Raw genomic sequence first — 23,333 nt, forward strand, 5'->3', positions numbered from 1 at the left:
TGTTTTCGTTAATGTTTTCAGGGATCTCCACGGGGACAGATTGTCACCGGCCAACGCTGGCCACGCCCTCGCTTGATCTCTGCACGCTCAGCACATTTTTGCGGCTAATACGTGCAATAAGCATGCATCTACGCCGCAAAAATGCACTGAGCGCACAGATCTCGGCGCGATCATCGTGGCCCCTGGTGAAATATCCGGGCTAGAAGAATAAACTCCATCCGCTAGCCACTTAGGCCCACCAAACGCCTCAGGTCTCCCGATCATGTCCAGATTATTTGAAGAAATCGACAGCCAGTCCTCCCCGCTGGGGGAAATCTCCCTGCGCAGGCGCCGTATCCCCGCGCTTGGAGACAGGGATATCTACGAGGTCAAGCTGGGCGAAGAGTTCCTGATGTCCAGTATGTTTGTTGAGGCGGAGGAGGCGCTGTCCACTCTTGGCCTGGCCCAGGTGCAGGGCGACAGGCTCGATGTGGTCGTCGGCGGACTGGGCCTGGGGTATACCGCCGTGGCGGCGCTAAAGGACGAGCGGATTAACGAGCTGCTGGTGGTCGAGGCGCTGGATACGGTCATCGGCTGGCACAAAGACGAACTGGTGCCGCTGGGGAAAACCCTCAACGCCGATACGCGCAACCGCTATATACTCGGCAGCTTCTTCGATCTGGCCACAGCGCCGGATACCGGTTTTGACCCGGAAACTCCCGGCAGGAAATTCGATGCCATTCTTCTGGATATCGATCACTCTCCTACCGAGCACCTGAATGACGCCAACGCCGGTTTTTATACCACCGGCAACCTGGCAAGGATGGCAGAGCAGCTGAAGCCCGGAGGCGTATTTGCCATGTGGTCGCAGAACCTGCCGGAGGAACGGTTTGAGAATTTGTTGAGGACGGTTTTTGGAACTGTCGAGTCACATGTGGTTTCTTTTTATAACCCGTTTCTCAGCGGCGACTCCACGAACTCGGTTTATGTGTGCGTGCAGCAGAGCACCGCAAGACCATGAGTGAAGCTGAAACCCTGACGCAACAAGACACCGCTCCCACCGGGCACCGGCAACCGGCGCAGGGCGGCAGCGACACACCGCTCACAGCCGCCTGTCGCAACTGCGGCGAGCCACTGCTGGGCCCGCACTGCTATGCCTGCGGCCAGCCGACGAAAAGCCTGGTGCGGCAGTTTCCGGTGATGGTCGGTGATTTCTTCAATTCCCTGTTCGGGCTGGATTCCCGTATCGGGCACACGCTGGGACCACTGCTACTGAAGCCCGGATTCCTCTCCAATGAGTACTTTGCCGGGCGCCAGGTACGCTATGTGAGTCCGGTGCGGCTGTTTGTATTCCTGTGCCTGACGGCCTTCTTCGTCGCGCAGCTGAGCAGTGACTGGCGCTCCGGTGATACCGGCACCGCTGACAATACGGTTATTGGCGACGTCAACCTGACGTCGGTGCAACACAGTATCAGCGCGGCCACCAGTGTGGCCGAGGTCACACGCCTGCGCGACGAGGCACTGGCGCAGATCGACGATATCGCCGCGGAGAGCGCCGAGGTGCCCGGCGTTTCGGGCCTGCTGAACGGTGTCGAGCAGATAGTGCGCAAGCATGCCCAGCAGCGTATCGCCGAACTCGCACCAGCGACAGCCGACGGCGACAATACCGGGCAGCAGGCAGTATTCGAACCGCCCCGGATCGACGGTGCACCCGCCGCCGTAAACGCGTGGATTGTGCGCCAGAGCACCCGATTGGCGAGCAATATCGTGCGCATAGAGCGCGATCCGAACCTGCTCAAGGATGCGCTGTTCGGTGCCATTCCCTCCACGCTGTTCATCGCGCTGCCGTTTTTCGCACTGATGCTGAGCCTGCTGTACCTGTTCAGGCGCCGCCTGTACATGGAACACCTGATCGTTGCCCTGCACAGCCATGCCTTTCTGTCCCTGTCGCTGCTGCTGGTCGTGATACTTTTTGATTTGCGCGCCTGGTTGACCGAGCCGAACACCCTGCCCCAGGCACTGTTCAACCTGGCACTGCTGGCCCTGGCGCTGTGGATGCCGCTCTACCTGCTGCTGATGCAGAAGCGCGTTTACCGGCAGGGATGGGTGGTCACTTCGCTGAAATATGTGGTGCTCGGGGTCGGCTACCTGGTCCTGATCGGCACCGCCTCAACCTTTACCGCACTGGCGAGCGTGGTCAACCTCTAATGGGCCGCTGAAAGCTGCGCGATCAAAATTCACGCAAAGTCCCTCGACTCAGCGCAGCCAACCTCCTATAGTGCGCGGCCCGCTGCCTCTCTATGCCGCCACGTTGGCGGTGCTGGATTCCCAGCAGATTCGCTGTTGCAGCGCCTGACACACGCACACAAGCCCCGGGATTACGCTCTTGATCACCACCGCCAATATCACCATGCAGTTTGGTGCCCAGCCGCTGTTTGAAAACATCTCCGCCAAGTTCGGCAACGGCAACCGCTACGGCCTGATCGGGGCCAATGGTTGTGGCAAATCCACCTTTATGAAGATCCTGAGCGGTGAGCTGGCGCCGACTGCGGGCAATGTGTCCATGGAGCCGGGCTGCACCCTCGGGGTCCTGAGCCAGGACCAGTTTGCGTTCGAGGAATACTCGGTGGTCGATGCGGTGATCATGGGCGATACCCGCCTGTGGGCCATCAAACAGGAGCGCGACCGCATCTACTCGCAGGCGGAGATGAGCGAGGAGGACGGCATGCGTGTGGCGGAGCTGGAGGTGCAGTTCGCGGAGCTGGACGGCTACAGCGCCGAGAGCCGCGCGGGCGAAATCCTGCTGGAGGCGGGTATCGAGGAATCCCTGCATTTTGGTCCGATGAAGCAGGTGGCCCCGGGCTGGAAGCTGCGGGTGCTGCTGGCGCAGGCGCTGTTTGCGGACCCGGATATCCTGCTGCTGGACGAGCCCACCAACAACCTGGATATCCACACCATCCACTGGCTGGCGGAAGTGCTGAACCAGCGCAAATCCACCATGATCATCATCTCCCACGACCGCCACTTCCTGAATCAGGTCTGTACCCACATGGCGGATATCGATTACGGCGAGCTGCGCATCTTCCCCGGCAACTACGAGGATTTTGTCGCTGCCTCGACGCTGATCCAGGAGCAGCTGCACGCGGAGAACGCCAAGAAGACGGCGGAGCTGGAAGAGCTGCAGTCGTTTGTAAACCGCTTCTCCGCCAATGCCTCCAAGGCCAAGCAGGCCAGCTCACGGGCCAAGAAGATGGAGAAGATCAAGCTGGAGGAAGTGAAACCGTCCAGCCGGGTGAAGCCCTACATCACCTTCCAGCAGTGCAGGAAGCTGCACCGGCAGGCGCTGACACTGGAAGACCTGGCCCACGGTTTCGACGACGAGCCGCTGTTCACCGGCGGCGAGATGATCCTGGAGGCCGGCGCGCGCCTGGCGGTAATCGGCGAGAACGGCGTGGGCAAGACCACCTTCCTGCGCTGCCTGGTGGACGAGTTGCAGGCCAACAGCGGCCTGGTGAAGTGGTCCGAGAACGCCGCCATCGGCTACTGCCCGCAGGACAGCAGCGCCGACTTCGACAACGATCTCACCATCTTCGAGTGGATGTCCCAGTGGCGCCAGCCCAAGCACGATGACCTGGCGGTCCGCGGCATCCTCGGCCGCCTGCTGTTTACCGCCGACGACGCCAACAAGAAGGCGCGCGTCTGCTCCGGTGGGGAAAAGAACCGCCTGCTGTTCGGCAAGCTGATGATGCTGGACACCAATGTGCTGGTCATGGACGAGCCCACCAACCACCTGGATATGGAGTCCATCGAGGCGCTGAACAGGGCGCTGGCGCAGTACGAAGGCACACTGATCTTCGTCAGCCACGACCGACAGTTCGTTTCCTCCCTGGCCACCCGGGTGCTGGAGATCCGGGACAACCGGCTGGTCGACTTCCAGGGCAGCTACGAAGAATACCTGGCGGATCGGGCCAGACTGGAGGCCCGGGTGGCCTGAACCCGGTGTCCAGGCGCCAATCTCCACCTGATACCTGGTTGGTGCCGGATAATAACTGAACATTTTGTAGACAGGCCCTGCACTTACCTATAGAGTGACAACCTGCTAGAAAGAAAGCCCACATTTACACGCTACACGTCGCTGTTTTATTCGTAATGCCTCGTCCTGCAGTTTTTAAGTCACGGCTTGTTTTCAAGGCAAACCATCGCCTCCCGAAGGCACTACCCCGTTACAATCTCAGGAATTATCTATGTCCAATACAGTGACCGGAACCGTTAAATGGTTCAACGAATCCAAAGGTTTTGGTTTTATCGAGCAGCAATCCGGCCCGGACGTGTTTGCGCACTTCAGCGCCATCCAAAGCTCCGGCTTCAAAACCCTGGTTGAAGGCCAAGCCGTTGAGTTCACCGTAACTCAGGGCAGCAAAGGCCCCCAGGCCGAAAACATCGTAGTGGTTTAACCCCCCCTGCCGATGTGAAAACGGGCCCTTCCGGGCCCGTTTTTTGTTTGCCTCGCCTCTATCTCTCGTGTGAATTCCTGCCGCTACTCCGCCACGTGTTTCTGCCGTCCGGCGTCCTGAAACTGCAAATCCGCCAGCCTTTTATACAGTGGCGAAACCTCAATAAGCTCTGCATGCCTGCCCTGTGCGACCAGCCGGCCCCGATCCAACACCGCAATGCTGTCGGCGTGAAGGATGGTCGCCAGCCGGTGCGCAATGATGATCGTCGTTCGCCCTTCCATTAACGCCTGCAGCGCCTGCTGCACGTGGTACTCGCTCTCGGCATCCAGCGCACTGGTGGCCTCGTCCAGCAGCAGTATCTTCGGGTCTTTCAGGATCGCCCTCGCAATGGCGATTCGCTGTTTCTGCCCCCCGGACAGGCGCGTACCCTGCTCGCCCAGATGGCTGTTGTAGCCGTCCGGCAACTGCTGGATAAAGTCGTGCGCGTGGGCGGCCCTGGCGGCGGCCATCACCTCCGCATCGCTGGCCTCCGGCCTGCCGTAGCGAATGTTGTACCAGACATCGGCCGTAAACAGCGCCGGCTGTTGTGGCACTACCGCCAGTTGCCGGCGCAGCCCCGCGGTATCCAGTTCGCGGATGTCCACCCCGTCCAGTGTGATGCGCCCACCGATCGGATCGTAGAACCGCTGCAACAGCTCCAGCAGCGTGGACTTGCCGGCGCCGGAGGGGCCCACCAGTGCCAGGCTTTTGCCCGCCTCGACCACCAGGTTCAGGCCGCGGATGGCGGGCTGCTCCGGTCGCGAAGGGTAGCTGAAGTCCACGGCCTCGAAGGCCACCTCCGCCCCGGCGGCGCCCGGGGGATTGGTCGGCTCTGTATTGGCGCCGCCGACCGGGATTTCCGACTCCACATTCAGTAATTCCACCAGTCGCTCGGTGGCGCCGGTGGCACGTTGCAGTTCGCCGTAGACTTCGGAGATGGTGGCCACGGCGGACCCCATCATCACCGCGTAGAAGACGAATGCGGCCAGGTCGCCGGCGGTCATGCGCCCGGCGATCATATCGTTGCCGCCCACCCACAGCAGGCCGCTGATAGCCCCGAACATCAGTAATATCACCACCGCGATCAGCATCGCGCGCTGGCGTATGCGGCGCTTGGCAACGCCGAATGCGGCTTCCACTTCGCGGCCGAAGGCCCGTTTCTCATCCCGCTCGCGGGTGTAGCTCTGTACGGTCTTTATATGCTGGATCACTTCGCCGGCATAGCTGCCCACATCGGCAATCGAATCCTGGCTGGCCCGGGCCAGCCTGCGCACCCGGCGGCCGTAGAGCAGGATCGGCGCCAATACCAGCGGCACGCCGATCAGCACCATCAGGCTCAGCTTCAGGTTGGTGAACAGCAGCAACGCCAGCGCGCCGACAAACATCAGCGAGCTGCGCAGTGCCATCGAGAAGGAGGTGCCGATGATGTGTTGCAGCAGCGTGGTGTCCGTGGTCAGGCGGGACATGATCTCGCCGCTGCGGTTGGTCTCGAAATAGCTCGGGTGCAGCGTGACGATATGATCGAACACCGCCTTGCGCAGATCCGCCACTACCCGCTCGCCCATCCAGGACACCAGGTAGAAGCGCGCATAGGTGCCCAGCGCCATCAGCAGCGCCAGGCCGATAATGACCAGCACTGCCTGGGACAGCGCCTCACTGGAGCTCGCCACCAGGCCCCGGTCAACCAGCAACCGCACTCCCTGGCCGATGGACAGGGTGATACCGGCGGTGAACACCAGGGCCACGCCGGCGGCAAACAGGGTTTTGCGGTAGGGCCGGATAAATTGCCAGAGTGTCGCCAGCATTTCGCGGAAGGTCATGCTGGACGAGGGGCGGCTGTCGGTTGGCCGGGGGGTGGACTCGGTGGTGTTGGACATCGGTTTTTACTGATTGCGGGTAAACGGGGAGGCGGCGGTTGCCAGAGTAACATATCGGCCCGGGCGGGCCTGTTTAGATATTGAATTTACGGCGGGGATCCCGGATTCCGCTGTGCTCCATCCAGGCAACTCGGCTACTTGTTTGCTTCCAGCATCTTCCGGTCGCGGTAGTCCCGTGGACTTACGCCGTATTCCCGGTGAAACCGCCGGCTGAAATGGCTCAGGTGGCGGAAGCCGAGATCGAAACAGACGCGCGTTACCGACTCGCCACGCGCAAGCTTTTCCGCCGCCGCCTGCATGCGCAGATGCTGCTGGAATTCCAGCGGTGTACAACCGAGATGCCGGCGGAATTCACTGTAGAAGCGGCTGCGGCTCATACAGGCGATCCCGCCCAACCGGTCGATATCCAGCGGCTGATCCAGGTGCACCCGGATGTGGTGTACCGCTGCACCCAGGCCATTCACCTCGGGGTTCTGCTCACAGGCCTTCAACACAAAGGTGCGCATCTGCTCGCGCAACAGTCGCACCACCAGCTCGCTCACGCCGAGGTCTACCAACAGGTCCCGATCCGATGAGGGCTCGCTATAGGTTGTGACCAGCCGCTGCAACAGTTCCTGGGTGGCCTGGCTGTGACGGGTGTGGACCAGGCTGTCGGGCCGGTAACGCCAATCCTCGAATTCCCGCTGCGGGGGCGCAGTGCCGTTCAGCTTGGTGCAGATGTTTTCCACACGCTCGCGAGCAATTTCGATCGCCAGGCAGGAGGTGGGATTGTCCGGGCGCGCCTCTGGGAAGTCGATCTGTATGTCTTCGCCGGGAGCCAGGACGAAAGATTCCCGCGGGACAAATTCCGCGCTGTAGCCGCCGGCGGCGTGCATGACCTTGCGACCGCTGATCATGCCACAGTAGAGCAATTCGCCGGCGTGGAAATCAACCCGCTGCGCTGGCAGGTAGGTGTCGTACACACTGAGCTCGGAGCAGGGCCCGGCAAACGAAACCCGGTTCTCGATCAACTGGCGCGGCTGCTTGCGGGCGCGGATTATCGTTTCGCTCATTGTCACCCTTTTACTGATTCAAGTGTCGGAGTTCACAGTCACAGGCAGGGCGTAGCCTGGATGAAGGTGCGCAGCACCGGAATCCAGGATTGTGGTGCAGGGCTCGACCCTATTCCCGGATTCCGCTGCGCTCCATCCGGGCTACGCCTGTCGATTTGCAATCCCGAACTCCGAAACCTGAGTTACTGGTAACGCGGAAGGGAGTATGCCCCTCCTCCGGGACTGCCGATCAACTGTTCTGTACTCAGGGGAAAGAACAATGCTCCAAAGCCGGTATGCTGGATCCTCCGGAAGCAGGTTATCCGTCTCGCACGGAATATTTCCTGCCACCCCCGGACACAGTAAAGACCCCAGGCAGGAATTCTGCGATGTTCTATGCACAAACCGGACGGAATGGCGTGTCAATCAACTTCCGACCCCGCAAAGAAAACACAGTCGCCTGCCACTACCATCACTTATTTCCGCACTGATGGCTGGAGCCTAGCTTCCAGCTACCGCTCCAACCCGTTGACCCTATTATCAAGCAGACACTACCTCAGTGTGATTCGGGGAGCTCCTGCTCCCCTTTTTTTGACTTTCAACCTCCGATCATCCTGCGCAGGGACTCCTCGATCTGGCCGCCGCAATAGCCCCTGCCGTTCTGCTCCCGCTGAGCTTGCAGAAAACGCCTGATCTTGGGTCGCGATTCCACCCGCCGACACAGACCTGCGATATGCGGTGCGTTTTCACTGAGATCCTCTTCAAGCGCCGGGAATGAATACACCATGGCGCCGAACAGCGCGGCGGTGGCGATATCGGCTACCGACAACCTGGATCCCAGCAGGAAACCGCTGCCATTGCCAGTGCCGCCCTTCAGGCCGTGTGCCCGACCAGTTTTCTCAAATATTTTCATCCAGTCCGGCAAACGGGAATAGCGAAATACTTCCCACGCATTTTTCGACCACATCATGGATCCGTTGTAATTGGTGATCTCCATCAATACATCGTTGCAATCCAGGATCGTCTTCAGTGCCAGCGTATGCGCCTCGGCCCGCTTCGGCAGGCAATCGTATTCCCTGCCCAGGTGCATCAGGCAGGCGGGCATCTGGGCGAAGTAGGTTTTGCTTTTACACTCGTAGAGATAAGGCGGCGCCATGCCCGGATTCCTGATCTTAAGGCTGCGCTGCGGATAGATATCGCTGGCGTCCATCCGCTCGTAGCTGGCATCGACCTCTTCCAGGAACATCTGGATAAAATTCCCGCGAAACGGCAGGTCCCAGTAGTAGAGCCTGTAATCCGACACAATAACCCTCTATAACTTGTAAGTAATACGCAGAAATCAGTGGTGGTCGGCCATTGCCTCGGCCTTCGTCTTCTGAATGGTTCCGGGCTTGTGCTCCGGTGGACTGTAGATGGTATAGAGTTTCAATGATTCGCTCTTGGAAGCATTGATAATGTTGTGCCGGACTCCGGCCGGTATCACCACGGCATCGTCGGCCTTTAGTTCATACACTTTTCCATCAAGGATCAACTTCGCCTCACCTTCTTCGAAGCGAATAAACTGATCGATCCCATCGTGTACCTCTTCGCCAATTTCTTCACCGGGCTTCAGCGACATCACTACCAGCTGGCTATGGGGAACGGTGAACAGAACCTATCGATAGTTGGTATTGGATACGGTTTTTTCATCTATATTCACGATATAGCCATTTCTGTCTTTTATTTCCCTGGCACACAACGGTACGGATGCGAGTAGTGTAATCAGGACGACAAGAGCCCTTTTCACTGTCTTCATATAAATCTCCATTTTATTCCGCGAGCGCTTCCCCTCTGATACCGGGTTTCTGATCAAGCCGGAATTTCATACAATCAGGAGCCGGTATCGACATTTGACTGACGGCTGAATTATAGATCCACTCTTATTGAAAGAAGGGATATCACCGCCGCAACTTCCAACCTTCAGAAAAATATTGCGCCCTGTAGCATCAATGGGATATTGTTCAGATTATGGCATAGCAATCATCAAAATCATTTTACGCCCCGAACAATAACTGCAATGATTTTATTGCCATATCTTCAACACCGACACCGAGTCAGAATTCCCATAAAAACCGGGTGCAGCTGTTGAGTTTCTAAGGGGACAAGTCCATTGCCCCTCCCAACACAGGAAAGGAATCCATGCCTCACCTATACAGCAGTTCCGGGGAAATCCTCGGCCTGGATGTTCACACACTGAAAGACCTGGAAATCTTCGAATCCGAAACCGGCGACGCCAGCCTGTTCGATTTCTGTAATTTCACGCGCACCGGAGGTGGTGCGGCGGCCCTGCGGCGGCGCATGGAGCGCCCCTGGTGTACGGCCGATCGGATAGGGGCGACCCAGGCATCGATCCGCTTTATCGCTGCGCAACCCGATGTATTCAGCGCACTGCCTTCCGCCTATGTGACTCAGGGTGCGGAGACCTATACACAGGAAATACTGCCGGCCCTGGATTACCGCAACCGACTGGATTTCGCATTTGGCGTCTTCCAGATGTGGTTCAACCACGACAGCCACTATTTCAGTATCGTGCGCGGTGTACAGGCCACCTGCAGGCTGATCCAGGCGCTGCGACTTTTTGCTGCCCAGGGCCAGCTCTCGTCATCCACCGGGGAACTGGCGCCGCTGCTGCAGAAGATGCGGGCACTGCTTTCCCGCCCCAAGCTGGCCGATGTACCCGACTATGATGTCGGAGGCTGGGGCACCTGGCGGATGCTGCGGCTCGACCAGGTACTGCGCGTGCAGGAAAAGGAAACCATCACGCAACTGCTGGCACTGATCTACGAGCTGGATGCGCTGATATCGATGGCAAATGCCACCCGCGAACATCGTTTCGTAATGCCGACTGTCGAGGAGGGGCCGCTGCAGGTGTGTGCGGAAGGATTGGTGCACCCCTACCTGGAAAAACCTATAGCCAACCCGGTCGCCCTCAACCAGCGGGCCAGGGTACTGTTCCTGACCGGCCCGAACATGGCCGGCAAGACAACTTACCTGCGCGCCTTTGCCACGGCGCTTTACCTGGCCCAGCTGGGCATGGGCGTGCCGGCGCGCAGCTTCAGCTTCGTGCCGGTGGAGTGGCTGTTCAGCTCCATCTCGCTGACGGACGACCTGCGTCGCGGTGTGAGCTACTTTCGCGCCGAGGCGCTGCGCGTGAAGGCGGTGGCCCGGGCCGTCGCCGGCGGTCACCGGGTTGTCGCGCTGATGGACGAACCCTTCAAGGGTACCAATGTCAAGGATGCCTTCGATGCATCACTGGCCATTCTCGAGCGCTTCTCGAGCCGGGAGAATTGCCTGTTCATGTTTTCCTCCCACCAGATAGAGCTGAACGATCACCTCGAGGTCGCCAGCGGCCAAATTGACTGCCGCTATTTCGAGGCGGTGGAGAGCTGCGACCGGCTGCACTTCGATTACCTGCTGCGACCCGGTATTTCCGAGCAGCGGCTGGGAATGCGCGTATTGCGGGAGGAGGGGATATTCAAGCTTCTGGACGAAACCACCGATCGGCCCCCGATGCATACCACTGCAGAGGGATAGCGGGCCTCGCACAGAATCCGGTAGCGGGTTTGAACGAAGCTCGCTGACCTGGCCCGGATATTTCACCAAGGCCAGGATGATCACGCCGGAATCTGTGCGCTCAGCACAGAGATCTAGGGAGAGAGTGGTCAGCGTTGGACGGTGACAATCTGTCCCCGCGGAGCCGCCTGAAAACATTAACGTAAATATAGGGTTACGCTGAATACTGAGCGGCCTGGTGAAGTATCTTGGCCCTAGTAGGCCGCTCGCAAAGTTAGGTAACAGTTCGCTTCGCCAAATCGTCCAGCTCTGCGTTGAGAAAGCTTGAAATAATGCTGCTATTCCAGCGCTTTCTCGCCTTGACCTGAACGATTTGGCTGTACTCCTTTGTTACCGAACTTTACAAGCGGCCCACTAGTTACAGGGCGCAATCGGTATTGATCATCAGATATTCCCCCGCAGCTTCCATCTCTTTGTACGCCTGCAGGCTCTGCTCCGTTGAAAGACCGGGGTGCACAACGAAGATCCTCTCTTGTTGGCCCCAGGATCTGATCATTTCACAGTCGGCGGTTTCCTTGTCTATCGCCAGCGAGGTCAGATTCAGCTTTGCGGGGTCCGGCCAGGATTTGATGGTTGACCCCGTAATGTTCAGCAGCGATTCCCTGTCCGCAAAGATTGGCAGTGAATCCAGGGTTGAGTCGTAAATTTCCATGGATTTCAGTTTTGGCGGCAAAGGTTCTCTGGAGAGACCAGTGATGTTGGCGTTGAAGATGGTTCCCGTTTCGGCATTCTTCAATCTGGCGATATCGCTGACGGGCAGATCGTACTGCTCTTCCTGGTTGCAGTTGAAGTAGTCCATTTCCTCCAGGTAAGAGATCTCCTTATATTCCGCGATCTTCTGAAGACACTCTGCGAATTCAGGGCTGGAGAATGATACTGAGTCGAGCGGTGTGTATCCCTGCCGATGGACAGTTACATCGATATCGTACTCGCGGTATTTTCCATAGAAGGTACCGGATATTTCAAAGGTAAACGCCTTGGTCGGATCTTCCTGTATCTCCTGAGGAAATACCAGCTCCAGGTTTTCATCAACTGTGACGCCGTTGCTTATCTCCAGTTCTTTAATCTGGCCCATTGCTTCTGCCCTATCGGGCAGATAGTAATCTATCGGTTTCGATCCGAGAGGGGAGATATGGTATTCCTTCGTATGTTGTTTCTTCTTGAGCTTTGGTTTCTCATCCTGTTTTTCAGGATCTTTTTTCTCGCCGTTTTCTTTCTCTGCAGCGCGCGCCTCCAATTCCGACTTGGTCATGCCCAGAGCCGCTGGAACCGTGCAGATTTTGAACATCCCCATCAGGCTGCTGACCCCGGCGGCAAAGGATTGGGTAGTAGCGCCCAGAACAGCCATTATTGCCTGGTTTTCTTCCATTTGCGCCCCATCCAACTTGCGGAGGTTCGCGGCAACCTGCTTCTTCCTGGCAATCTCCTGTTTCAGGTTCTGCGCCAATTCGGGCTGGTAGCAAGGGGATTCCTTGTCCAGCTCACCGTACAGTCTCTCCAACTCCTGCTGGTACTGTGTGGTCAGCGCCAGCGCCTGATCCATATTATCGGCAAGCTGGCCCAACAAGCCGGACTCGATCACCGGCTTGCCGCTCTCGGATTGCGCCAGGATCTCATTGATCTGCGTCTGGATGGCATCATACTCCTCGACCAATTCAAGATCCCGTTCGACAAGGTGCTCGGTTCTTTCTGTAAATTCTTCCACTTTGTCCGCGGTGTCATTGTCCGCGCCGCAGGCAGATACCATTATTGCAGCCACAATAGCGACCGGAGCAAAAAGCATTCTGCGGATTTTTCTCAGATAGGTGTTCAACATTTTACTTCCCTGTTCGTAGAGGCCTGTTGAAAAATGGACTGGTGATACTACCGAAAAGCCGGACAACAACAAAATGGAGCCAGAGCGGATTTATCCAAGCGGCTTGAACCGGTGCAGCAACCATTCTGGCACGCGCATCTGAAGAGAGTATTTCAGGCAGCGGACATAGGCCGCGACCCGGCCGACAGTAGCACCGCTGCTGACAGGCTCCCGAAAGGCCCCCCTTCCACCGCCCGGGGTTTGTTCCGGCAATCGGCCACGGAGACCAACCTTCCACCATGTGCCGGGGGGAGCACAGCGTCTTGACAAACCTGTTTCCCGACAGAAGCTTTTTCCGCTCTTTTGTTGCTTATCCAACCTGCTCGCCTTCCCGCCAACCCACCAGAAAGATTGGCAATCGGGCCGCGATTCCTGTAAATTTCGCGCTTATTTTTTAACCAGCCGCCCCCGGCCGCTACCAGCCCACGCGGGGCTCGCCCTGCCTTATCTCAGTCACAGAGGTACCCGTGAAACTGAGCAACCCCCTGTTCCTGCTGGCCGCCGGCCTCCTGTCCACAGCAGTCCATGCCGAAGTGCTCTGGCAGGACAACAGCCTGAGCCTGCTGCGCGGCAATGACTACGAGGTCAACTACAGCCTGGATAGCGATGACTCCAGTCGCGATGTGGTGACCTTCGAACACGCCAGCGGTCACAGTTGGGGCGACCTGTTCCTGTTCTCGGACTACCTGCACTCCGACGCCGGCTCCGACGAGCTCTATACCGAAATCTCCCCACGGCTGAGCCTGGGCAAGCTGAGCGGCCGCGACCTGGGCTTTGGACCGGTCAGGGACCTGCTGCTGGCATCCACCCTGGAACTCGGCAATATGGACGATCCGGACCACCTGACCGCGACGGGCCCGCACTTTACCCACAAGCTGGCCGGTGTCGGCGTGGATTTTGCAGTACCGGGTTTCAACTATTTGCAGGCGAACGTTTATCATCGCAACAACGACGATCGGGCCGACAACGAGCAACTGACCCTGGCCTGGGCGCTGCCGTTTAGGCTGGGCCGGGCGGACTTCCTGTACGATGGCTTTATCGACTGGACCAGCGCATCGGTGGATGCGCACGCGAGCATGAACTTTACCTCCCAGCTCAAATGGGATGCGGGCGCGCTCTGGGGCCAGCCGAAAAGCCTGTATGCGGGCATTGAGTATGTCCACTGGAACGACAAGTTCGGTATCGAAGATGGATCCTTCGGCGTCGATTCCGATGAGCGAAATGTTAACCTGTTGGTCAAATATCATTTTTGATCCCAGAAACCGGACAAGCCCATGACAGACTCCCGATCCCCGACAGCAGACAGCGCACCCGCGTCCAGCCCAGTCGCACAGCCCCCGCTGCTGGAGAGACTCTTCAGGCTTTCCGAGCGCCAGACCAACGTGCGCCAGGAAGTGATCGCCGGAGTGACCACCTTCCTGACCATGGCCTACATCATCTTCGTGAACCCGAACGTGATGGCGGCGGCCGGTATGGACAAAGGGGCCGTATTCGTGGCCACCTGCCTGGCCGCCGCCGTGGGCTGCCTCATTATGGGGCTCTATGCCAACTATCCGTTCGCGCTGGCACCGGGCATGGGCCTGAACGCCTTCTTCAGTTACGTGGTCGTGGGCGAGATGGGCTACAGCTGGCAGGTGGCGCTGGGTGCGGTATTCATATCCGGGGTGGTATTCCTGCTGTTGAGTGTCTTCAAGGTGCGGGAATGGATCATCGACAGCATCCCGATATCGCTTCGGCAGGCACTGGCCGCGGGCGTGGGCCTGTTCCTGGCCATCATTGCGCTGAAGAGCGCCGGTATCGTGACCGCCAGCCCGGCCACCCTGGTGACTCTGGGCGATCTCAAATCCAGCGACGCCATCCTCGCGGCGCTGAGTTTTTTCCTGATCGCGGCGCTGGCCTATCGGCGCATACTGGGCTCAGTGATGATCGGTATCCTGGTGGTCACGGTCATTGCACTGATCATGGGCAAGGTGGAGTACGCCGGCCTGTTCTCCGCACCGCCGAGCATGGCGCCGACCTTTATGCAGCTGGATATCGCCGGGGCCTTTGAAGTCGGCATGATCAGCGTGATCTTCGCCTTCCTGTTTGTGGATATGTTCGATACCGCCGGCACCCTGCTCAGCACAGCGGACCGCGCCAGGCTGCTGGACGAGGAACGCAAGCTGCCCGGCATGGGCAAGGCGCTGATGGCCGACAGCTCCGCCACCGTGGTCGGCTCCCTGATGGGCTCCTCCAACACCACCACGTTCGTGGAGAGCACCGCCGGTGTCGCCGCCGGCGGCCGCACCGGGCTGACCGCCGTGGTCTGCGCAGGCCTGTTCCTGCTGGCCCTGTTCTTTTCGCCACTGGTGGGTATGGTGCCCGCCTGCGCCACCGCTGGCGCGCTGATGTATGTGGCCGTGTTGATGACTTCCGGGCTCTCTTCCATCGACTGGGACGACATCACCGAGGCGGCACCGGCGGTGATCGCGGCAGTGATGATGCCGCTGTCTTTTTCTATCGCCAACGGCATTGCACTGGGTTTTATCACCTATGCCGTCATCAAGACACTGAGCGGCCGTAGCCGCGATGTCAGTGTCAGCGTCTACCTGCTGGCAGCGCTGTTTGTTGCCAAGTTCATCTTTTTCTGAGGAGTCCCTTTTACTATGGGTAGCAATGTGAAGAAACACTTTATCAGCGCCCAGCAACTGCTGGCGGATTCCTACGCGCTCGCGGAACAGGTCTTCCAGAGCGGCTTCCGCCCCAACTATATCGTCGGCGTCTGGCGCGGCGGCGCGCCGGTGGGTATCGCGGTACAGGAACTGCTGCATGTGATGGGCGTGGACGCGGACCATATCGCCATTCGCACCTCGTCCTACAGCGGCATCGGCCAACGCGACAAACACGTGCGCGTGCACGGACTGACCTACCTGATCAAGCGCCTGGAATCCCACGACAACCTGCTGATTGTCGACGACGTCCACGACTCCGGCCTCAGCATCGACCAGACCATCAAGGACCTGCACAAGGCGTGCAAGAAAAACACCCCGCAAATCCGCGTGGCCACGCCCTACTACAAACCGAACAACAACCAGACCGAGCGCGAGCCGGATTACTTTATCCACAAGTCCGATGAGTGGCTGGTGTTCCCGCACGAGATCGACGGATTGTCGCGGGAGGAAATTCTGGAGTACAAGCCGGAGCTTGAGCCCTATCTGGATCGGATTGCTACGGTGAGCTGATCGCCTTTGCGGGAGCACGAAACCGGGGCTCCCGAATGCCCCTTCCAGTCTGACTCTGACGGTACCAACACGATACTGCAGGCCCATCGACGAGGAAAAACGGCGCCGCAGGAAATTTCACCTAATTTAAAAGCACAGCCATGGCGCGAAGCGGGTTTTGCCAATATCTTTCACCCGCCAGCCAAAGTTCAAAACCCTGAAAAGCACCTTATTTCCAGCCAATCATTTCACCTTTCGGAAAAAATCCACATAGATGACTACCCCGCGATGACCGGTGGTTTCGACACGATAAACTGAGCGTTACTCCACTGACGTCGTGTTATAAGGGCCGATTACCGGTGTATTAATACACTCATGAAAATAACCAGTCCTGTGGGGTACCAATGATCAGAACCACCAAATTCGCCGCAACACTGCTGTGTTCCGCGGTGCTGGCCGCCTGTGGCCAGGGCACCGATGGCCAGGCGCCCAGCAGCGCGGCCAAACTGACCCGTGCCGAGGCGCCGGGCCTGTCCGAGCGCTACGCCAAACTGCGCAAAGAGCAGGTGGCGGCAGTCAACTACCAGCTGTCTGTGATCCTGGATGCGACCGGCAAGAGTTTCTCCGGCCAGGTCATTGCCGATACGGAGCTGAACGGTCCGCTGGAACAGCCGCTGACCATCGATTTCGCCGGGGGCACAGTGGATGCCGTCAGCATCGACGGTGAATCGGTGCCGTTTGAGTACAACGACCACTTCATCACCATTGCTACCGGGCACCTGAAAGCCGGCCAGAATTCCATCCAGGTGGACTACCGGCATCCCTATTCCACCGACGGTTCCGGCCTGCACCGCTTCGAGGATCCGGAAGACGGCAACATTTATATGTACACCGACTTCGAACCCTACGATGCGAACCGCCTGTTCCCGCATTTCGACCAACCGAACCTGAAAGCCCACTACACGCTGAATGTCACTGCACCAAAAGACTGGGTGATCGTGACCTCGGTACGCGAGGACAAGGTGCGGGAAGATGGCGAGGTCAAGCACTGGTCTTTCCCGCAGTCGAAGAAATTCTCTTCCTATATTTTCTCCCTGCACGCCGGCCCCTACCATATTTGGGAGGACGACGCCGACGGCATTCCGCTGCGCCTGATGGCCCGCCAGACCCTGGCCGAGTACGTCAACCCGGAAGACTGGTTTACCTTTACCAGGCAATCGTTCGCCTTTTACCAGCCGTACTTTGACGTGGACTATCCGTTTGCGAAGTACGACCAGATGATCGTGCCGGACTTCAATGCCGGCGCCATGGAAAACGTCGGAGCGGTCACTTTCCGCGAGGGTTTTGTCTCCCGCGGGGAAAAGACCCAGGCCCAGCGCATGCGCCTGGCCAACGTGATTGCCCACGAAATGGCACATATGTGGTTCGGCGACCTGGTGACCATGAACTGGTGGGACGACCTGTGGCTGAACGAGAGCTTCGCCACCTATATGGCCAACCTGTCACTGGCGAAAAACAGCGAGTTCACCAACACCTGGGAAAACTTCTACCTCGGAACCAAGCAGTGGGCCTACCACGCCGACCAGCAGCCCACCACCCATCCGATCCAGTTGCCGGTCGAGAATACCGACGAGGCCTTCGCCAACTTCGATGGCATTACCTACGGCAAGGGTGGCTCCATCCTGAAGCAGCTTCCCTACTACCTGGGCGAGGAAAATTTCCGCAAGGGCGTCAGTAACTACCTGAAGGACCTGTCCTACCAGAATGCCACCCTGGACGACTTTATGGGTCACCTGGGCAAGGCCGCCGGCAAGGATCTTGACCAGTGGCAACAGCAGTGGCTGTACAACGCCGGCCTGAACACCATCGAGGCGAGCTTCCAGTGCGAGAACGACAAGGTCACCAGGCTGACCCTGAACCAGAGCGCGCCGGCCGAATACCCGACCCTGCGCGAGCAGCAGACCCAGCTCGGCTTCTATCGCATGGACGGCGACAGCATGCTGCGTGTGGCCACCCTGCCGGTGCTGTACAGCGGTGAGACCACCGCGGTCGAGGAGGCAGTCGGCCAACCCTGCCCGCAGATTCTCTACCCGAATGAAGAAGACTGGGCCTTCGCCAAAGTGAACCTGGATCCGATCTCGGTCAAGAATATGTCCCGGCATATCAACGATATCGAGAAACCATTCGCGCGCCTGATGCTGTGGCAAAGCCTCTACGACAGCGTCTACGACGCCAAGCTGGCCCTGGACGAATATGTCAGCTTCGTGCTGAGCAACGCCGGCACCGAGCGCGATATCAATGTGATCCGGCTGGTCTCCCACCATCTCGGCGACGCCTACGGCTACCTGGACCAGGTGGCGATGGACAGCGAAAAGCGCGTGGAGCTGCAACGGGCAATCGAGAGTTTTGCCTGGCAACAACTGCAACAGGCAGAAGCCGGCAGCGATGCGCAGAAAACCTGGTTCGAAACCTTTACCGGTGTGGCACACAGCGAAAAGGCCCTGGCCAGTGCGCAGAAAATGTTGCAGGGCGAACTGACCCTGGACGGACTGACACTGGACCCGGACATGCGCTGGGACCTGATCGCGCTGCAGAACCGGCGCCTGTACGGCGACTATGCTCAGGCGATTGAGCGCGAGTTGCAGAAGGACAGCTCGGACCGCTCCCAGCTCAGCGCCATTACCGCAGAGGCCGTACGCCCGCTGCCGGAAACCAAGGCCAAATGGCTGGAGAATATCCTGCAGCACCGCGACCAGTTCAAACTGAGCCAGCTCAAGGCGGCCGCCTACTACCTGTTCCCGTCAGAGCAGTCCGAACTGTATCGGGCCAATGTGGAGCCTATTGTCGAGGCGCTGCAGCCGGTCAATGACAGCGCCAGCCCGGAGTATATCGGTACCTACAGCAAGCTGTTCCCGCTCAATTGCAGCGATAAAGGTATCCAGCAGCTGACCGATATCCTCGACGGCGACAAAGCCCTGAATCCACTGCTGGAGAAGAGCCTGAAAAACCGCCGCCGGGAAAACGAACGCTGTGTGGCCATGGGCCAGCTGATGGCCGGGCACAGCAGGGGCTGATCTCCCCACACGCCTCTCTACACACATCCCCGGACCCGGTCCGGGGCACCATATCGCAAAGGCCCTTCGGGGCCTTTTTTATACTTGCAGCCCCGCAAACGTGCATCCGCCGGCCCGCGGGTATAACCTATAAGCGGCCACTCCCGGCGGGCATCCACGGCGTCCCCCGCCGGCTTCACCGATTGTCCGGAGCTCCGATGAACAACACCAGAAAACTTGCCTCGACACTCCTGCTCACCACTTTTCTCGCCGGCTGCGGCGATACCACACCGCCCTCGCAGAAAGAGGCGAAAACAGAAACGGCAACCACCACGGCCGAGATGGTGCAGTCGGTGGAACGTCTCGACAGGGCCGGGCTCACCGCGGACTACGCCGCCTTTCGCAAGCAGCAGATTGCGGATGTGGATTATCGTATCTCGGTGGAGCTCGACGGCGAGTCCGAAACTTTCAGCGGTCGCGTCATCGCCGATACCGAGCTCGCCCGCCCCCTGCAACAGCCGCTGACCATCGATTTCACCGGTGGCGAAGTGAGATCCGTCAGTGTAGATGGCAAGGAAGTACCTTTCGATTACAACGGCTACTTCATCACTATTGCGCCGGAACACCTGGCCGAAGGCGACAACCAGATTGCCATCGACTACACCCATCCCTACTCCAGCGACGGTACCGGGCTGCACCGCTTCCAGGATCCGCAGGATGGCAGTGTCTACCTGTACACCCACTTCGAGCCCTACAAGGCCAATCGCTTCGCACCGCTGTTCGACCAGCCGGACCTGAAGGCGCGCTATACCGTCGACGTTGTGGCACCGGCGGACTGGCAGGTGGTGACCACCGCCCGCGAAGACAGGATCGAGGACCTGCCGGATGGTCGCAGGCACTGGCACTTCCCCGCCACCAAAAAATATCCCACCTATATCTTCCCGTTGCACGCGGGGCCCTACGTGGTCTGGGAGGACCGGGCGGGTGATATCCCGCTGCGCCTGATGGCCCGCAAAACCCTGGCACCGAACGTCAAGCCCGAGGACTGGTTCACTTTCACCAGGCAATCCTTCGACTTTTACCAGAAGTATTTCGGTATCGATTACCCGTTCGGCAAGTACGACCAGTTAATCGTGCCGGATTTCACCATCGGCGCGATGGAAAACGTCGCCGCCGTTACCTTCAACGAGGCCTACGTCTCCCGCGGAGAGAAAACCCAGGCCGAGCGGCAGAGACTCGCCAATGTCATCGCCCATGAAATGGCCCATATGTGGTTCGGCGACCTGGTGACCATGGACTGGTGGAATGGACTGTGGCTGAAGGAAAGCTTCGCCACCTATATGGCCAGCCTGGCGCTGGCAGAGAACAGCGAGTTCGACGATGTGTGGGAGAATTTCTACCTGCGTTCCAAAAAATCGGCCTACCGCGCGGACCAACTGGTGACCACCCACCCGATCGAGGTGCCGGTACCCGATACCGCCGAGGCCTTTTCCAACTTCGACAGTATTACCTACGGCAAGGGCGGTTCGGTACTGGAACAGCTTCCGCACTACCTGGGCAGGGAGGCTTTCCGCCAGGGCGTCGGCAACTATTTGCAGGAATTTTCCTACGGCAACGCCACCCTGTCCGATTTTATGGGGCACCTGGGTCGCGCGGCCAATGAAGATCTCGAAGACTGGACACAGAATTGGCTCTACAAGGCCGGGGTCAATACCATCGCCGCGCGTTACCAGTGTACCGGGGGCAAGATCACCGCGCTGACGATTACCCAGACGGCCCCGAAGGAACACCCGGTACTGCGCGAACAAAAGATCCAGCTCGGCATCTACCGCCTGCAGGACAGCATCATGACCCGGGTGGCCGCGGTGCCGGTCACCTACAGCGGCAGGAAAACACAGGTCAGGGAAGCCGAGGGGCTGCCCTGCCCGCAGATCCTGAACCCGAACGACGAGGACTGGGCCTACGTCAAAGTCAGCCTGGACGATAAGACCGTTGCCCAGCTGTCGCAGCATATCAATGCGATCGAGAGCTCCTTCACCCGGCTGATGCTGTGGCAGAGCCTGTTCGACAAGGTCACCGATGCGGAGATGTCGCTGTCAGACTGGATCGACTTCGCGCTCGAGAACGCCGGCGAGGAGAGCAATATCAACGTGATCCGCCTGATAAGTAGCCATCTGGAAGCAGCCAGTGCCTATGCACACCGTTTCGATGTGCCGGATGCGCTGCGCGCCGAGCGCCTGCAGGCAATCGAGAACTTTGTCTGGGCCCGTCTCAACAGCGCGCCAGCCGGCAGCGACGCGCAACAGACCTGGTTCGAAACCTTTACCCGCATAGCCCACACCGATGAGGCCCTGGAAAATGCCGGGCAACTGCTCGCTGGAGAAATGCAGATCGACGGCCTGCCCATCGACCAGGACAAACGCTGGCAGCTGATCGTGCTGATGAACCGTCGGGCATACGGTGACTACGAACAGCTGCTGGAAAAAGAGCTGCAGAAGGACAATACCGACCGCGCCCGCAACCACGCCATCAGCGCCCGTGCCATTCGCCCGCAAGCAGAGGCCAAGCGGGAATGGCTGGACAATATCCTGGACAAGCGCGGGGAATTCAAACTCAGCCAGATCAAGGCCGCTGCCGGTTCACTGTTCCCGCCGGAACAGCTGGACCTGTATCGCGACTTCAGTGATCAGTTGTTCAGCGCCGTGCCCGAGGTCAGCGATACCGACGATACGCTGTACAACAAGGCCTACGCGATGCTGTTCCCGATTGTCTGCAGCGCGGACGATATTGCGCAGTACCGCAAGACCTTGAAACAACACCCGGAGCTGATGCCGGCCCTGGGGCGGGTACTGAAGAACCGCAAGCAACAGAGCGAGGGGTGCCTGGCCATGCAGAAACGGCAGATGAAGAACAAGCCTGACTGATGGACTGGACGCAAGATCTGGAAAACAGGCGATAGAATAACAATAACCCGATAGAGGCCGGATATGCCCTGTGCCGGCCCGATAAGCTGACCCCGCTTCGGCGGAGCCACATCCTGCTGAGCGGCTCGCACCAAAACTGTGCGGGCCGCCCCTTCCGTGGACATTGCCGCGACGGCCTCTTCCCGAATCCCTCCCCTGCATATACGAACTCTGGCGATGATCGAGAAATGACACGCCAATACAGCGCGTCATTCATCCTACTGCATCAAATCTTCAGCGATGGCACAGTTGTTGCTGGAACTACAGTGGGCATTGCGACAACCACGCAAGCTCGCACCAAAAAAACCGTCTCCAGAGACAAAGGCGTCTCTCTTTCCCGCCGCAGCAGTCCGGCGGAAGGAGAGCGCCTTTTTTTATGCGCGGAAAATATGGAGACCTTAAAAATATCCTGAACGGGGGCAAAAATGGCTTATCTATTACCATCGGAGTTTGCGACCAAAATGGTCGACGCCGGCGAGGCGAAAGTATTCATGTCCACGCGGGACACACTGATCCGCGCCTATATGGCCGGCGCCATCCTGGCACTGGCGGCAGTGTTCGCGATCACCATTGCCACCACCACCGGCAGCGGCATCCTGGCCGCGGCGCTGTTCCCGATCGGTTTCTGCATGCTGTACCTGATGGGCTTCGACCTGCTCACCGGGGTGTTCGTGCTGGTGCCGCTGGCCTGGCTCGACCGGCGCCCCGGGGTAACCGTGAACGGCATACTGCGCAACTGGGGACTGGTGTTTGTCGGCAACTTCGCTGGCGCCATGACCGTCGCCTTCCTGATGGCCTTTATTTTCACCTACGGCTTCTCGGTGGAACCCGGCGCGGTGGGACAGAAGATTGCCGGTATCGGCGAGTCCCGCACCCTGGGCTATGCGGAATACGGTGCGGCCGGCTGGTTTACCATTTTCATTCGCGGCATGCTGTGCAACTGGATGGTATCCATGGGCGTGGTCGGCGCGATGATTTCCACCCACGTGAGCGGCAAGGTGCTGGCCATGTGGATGCCGATCATGTTGTTCTTCTTCATGACCTTCGAACACTCGATCGTGAACATGTTCCTGTTCCCGTCGGCGCTGATCATGGGCGGCGGTTTCTCGGTAATGGATTACCTGTGGTGGAACGAGATCCCCACCGTGTTGGGCAACCTGGTGGGCGGCCTCGCCTTTACCGGCCTCACCCTGTACAGCACCCATGTGCGCACCGCCCCCAAACGCCGCACTCCCTCTGAAGCCGCCAACCCGGCCATGGCGAGCTGATT

Annotated in this window: 18 protein-coding genes; 13 read left to right on the plus strand and 5 right to left on the minus strand. The window is 59.0% G+C overall.

The annotated features are described in order from the left end of the window. Positions 1-262: 262 nt before the first annotated feature. The 4 genes from MWN76_RS09540 to MWN76_RS09555 all read left to right on the plus strand — a co-directional run bounded on the left by MWN76_RS09540 (position 263) and on the right by MWN76_RS09555 (position 4,433). A complete protein-coding gene (locus tag MWN76_RS09540) occupies positions 263-1,000 on the plus strand; it encodes a polyamine aminopropyltransferase (protein WP_250461177.1) in 738 nt (245 codons plus the stop codon). Continuing rightward, positions 997-2,187, plus strand: coding sequence for a DUF3667 domain-containing protein (locus tag MWN76_RS09545; RefSeq protein ID WP_250461178.1), 1,191 nt, complete (start codon positions 997-999; stop codon positions 2,185-2,187). Before MWN76_RS09540 ends, MWN76_RS09545 begins: the two co-directional genes overlap by 4 nt. Before the next feature lie 178 nt (positions 2,188-2,365). Next, positions 2,366-3,973 carry an ABC-F family ATPase gene (locus MWN76_RS09550; RefSeq protein WP_250461179.1) on the plus strand — a complete coding sequence of 536 codons (1,608 nt, stop codon included), beginning with the start codon at positions 2,366-2,368 and terminating at the stop codon, positions 3,971-3,973. 250 nt (positions 3,974-4,223) lie between these two features. After that, positions 4,224-4,433 (plus strand): cold-shock protein, encoded by a 210-nt coding sequence (locus MWN76_RS09555; protein WP_250461180.1) that lies wholly within the window; start codon positions 4,224-4,226, stop codon positions 4,431-4,433. Between the two features lie 83 nt (positions 4,434-4,516). Here the strand turns inward: MWN76_RS09555 and MWN76_RS09560 are convergent, their stop codons facing one another. The 4 genes from MWN76_RS09560 to MWN76_RS09575 all read right to left on the minus strand — a co-directional run bounded on the left by MWN76_RS09560 (position 4,517) and on the right by MWN76_RS09575 (position 8,998). Further along, on the minus strand, positions 4,517-6,349 hold the full coding sequence (locus MWN76_RS09560) for an ABC transporter transmembrane domain-containing protein (RefSeq protein ID WP_250461181.1): 1,833 nt from the start codon (positions 6,347-6,349) through the stop codon (positions 4,517-4,519). 134 nt (positions 6,350-6,483) lie between these two features. Next, the gene (locus MWN76_RS09565) at positions 6,484-7,401 is read right to left on the minus strand and encodes a helix-turn-helix domain-containing protein (RefSeq protein WP_250461182.1); all 918 of its coding nucleotides are present in this window, start codon (positions 7,399-7,401) and stop codon (positions 6,484-6,486) included. Between the two features lie 577 nt (positions 7,402-7,978). Further along, on the minus strand, positions 7,979-8,683 hold the full coding sequence (locus MWN76_RS21155) for a glutathione S-transferase (RefSeq protein WP_250461183.1): 705 nt from the start codon (positions 8,681-8,683) through the stop codon (positions 7,979-7,981). A gap of 36 nt (positions 8,684-8,719) precedes the next feature. Beyond that, positions 8,720-8,998, minus strand: a complete 279-nt coding sequence (locus tag MWN76_RS09575) for a cupin domain-containing protein (RefSeq protein WP_250461184.1) — start codon at positions 8,996-8,998, stop codon at positions 8,720-8,722. A 560-nt stretch (positions 8,999-9,558) separates the two neighbouring features. On the opposite strand from MWN76_RS09575, the gene MWN76_RS09580 reads away from it, so the two are divergent. Beyond that, a complete protein-coding gene (locus tag MWN76_RS09580) occupies positions 9,559-10,953 on the plus strand; it encodes a MutS-related protein (RefSeq protein ID WP_250461185.1) in 1,395 nt (464 codons plus the stop codon). A gap of 397 nt (positions 10,954-11,350) precedes the next feature. Here MWN76_RS09580 and MWN76_RS09585 read toward each other — a convergent pair whose 3' ends face one another. Further along, positions 11,351-12,808: a hypothetical protein gene (locus MWN76_RS09585; RefSeq protein ID WP_250461186.1), complete on the minus strand. Its 1,458-nt coding sequence runs from the start codon at positions 12,806-12,808 to the stop codon at positions 11,351-11,353. 506 nt (positions 12,809-13,314) lie between these two features. Between MWN76_RS09585 and MWN76_RS09590 the strand changes: the two genes are divergently transcribed. The 8 genes from MWN76_RS09590 (at position 13,315) to MWN76_RS09625 (ending at position 23,331) form a co-directional block, all read left to right on the plus strand. Beyond that, positions 13,315-14,100, plus strand: a complete 786-nt coding sequence (locus tag MWN76_RS09590) for an outer membrane protein OmpK (protein ID WP_250461187.1) — start codon at positions 13,315-13,317, stop codon at positions 14,098-14,100. A gap of 21 nt (positions 14,101-14,121) precedes the next feature. Continuing rightward, positions 14,122-15,477, plus strand: a complete 1,356-nt coding sequence (locus MWN76_RS09595) for an NCS2 family permease (RefSeq protein WP_250461188.1) — start codon at positions 14,122-14,124, stop codon at positions 15,475-15,477. A 27-nt stretch (positions 15,478-15,504) separates the two neighbouring features. Next, positions 15,505-16,068, plus strand: a complete 564-nt coding sequence (locus MWN76_RS09600; RefSeq protein WP_250461399.1) for a phosphoribosyltransferase — start codon at positions 15,505-15,507, stop codon at positions 16,066-16,068. A gap of 6 nt (positions 16,069-16,074) precedes the next feature. Next, positions 16,075-16,365: a hypothetical protein gene (locus MWN76_RS09605; RefSeq protein ID WP_250461189.1), complete on the plus strand. Its 291-nt coding sequence runs from the start codon at positions 16,075-16,077 to the stop codon at positions 16,363-16,365. A gap of 86 nt (positions 16,366-16,451) precedes the next feature. Continuing rightward, positions 16,452-19,121 carry an aminopeptidase N gene (gene pepN, locus MWN76_RS09610; protein WP_250461190.1) on the plus strand — a complete coding sequence of 890 codons (2,670 nt, stop codon included), beginning with the start codon at positions 16,452-16,454 and terminating at the stop codon, positions 19,119-19,121. 197 nt (positions 19,122-19,318) lie between these two features. After that, positions 19,319-22,024 (plus strand): aminopeptidase N, encoded by a 2,706-nt coding sequence (gene pepN / locus MWN76_RS09615; RefSeq protein ID WP_250461191.1) that lies wholly within the window; start codon positions 19,319-19,321, stop codon positions 22,022-22,024. A 227-nt stretch (positions 22,025-22,251) separates the two neighbouring features. Further along, a complete protein-coding gene (locus MWN76_RS09620) occupies positions 22,252-22,476 on the plus strand; it encodes a hypothetical protein (RefSeq protein ID WP_250461192.1) in 225 nt (74 codons plus the stop codon). A 12-nt stretch (positions 22,477-22,488) separates the two neighbouring features. Beyond that, the gene (locus tag MWN76_RS09625) at positions 22,489-23,331 is read left to right on the plus strand and encodes a formate/nitrite transporter family protein (protein ID WP_250461193.1); all 843 of its coding nucleotides are present in this window, start codon (positions 22,489-22,491) and stop codon (positions 23,329-23,331) included. Positions 23,332-23,333: the final 2 nt, after the last annotated feature.

Origin of the sequence: Microbulbifer litoralis (assembly GCF_023634065.1) — a bacterium.
Classification (GTDB): Bacteria; Pseudomonadota; Gammaproteobacteria; order Pseudomonadales; family Cellvibrionaceae; genus Microbulbifer; species Microbulbifer litoralis.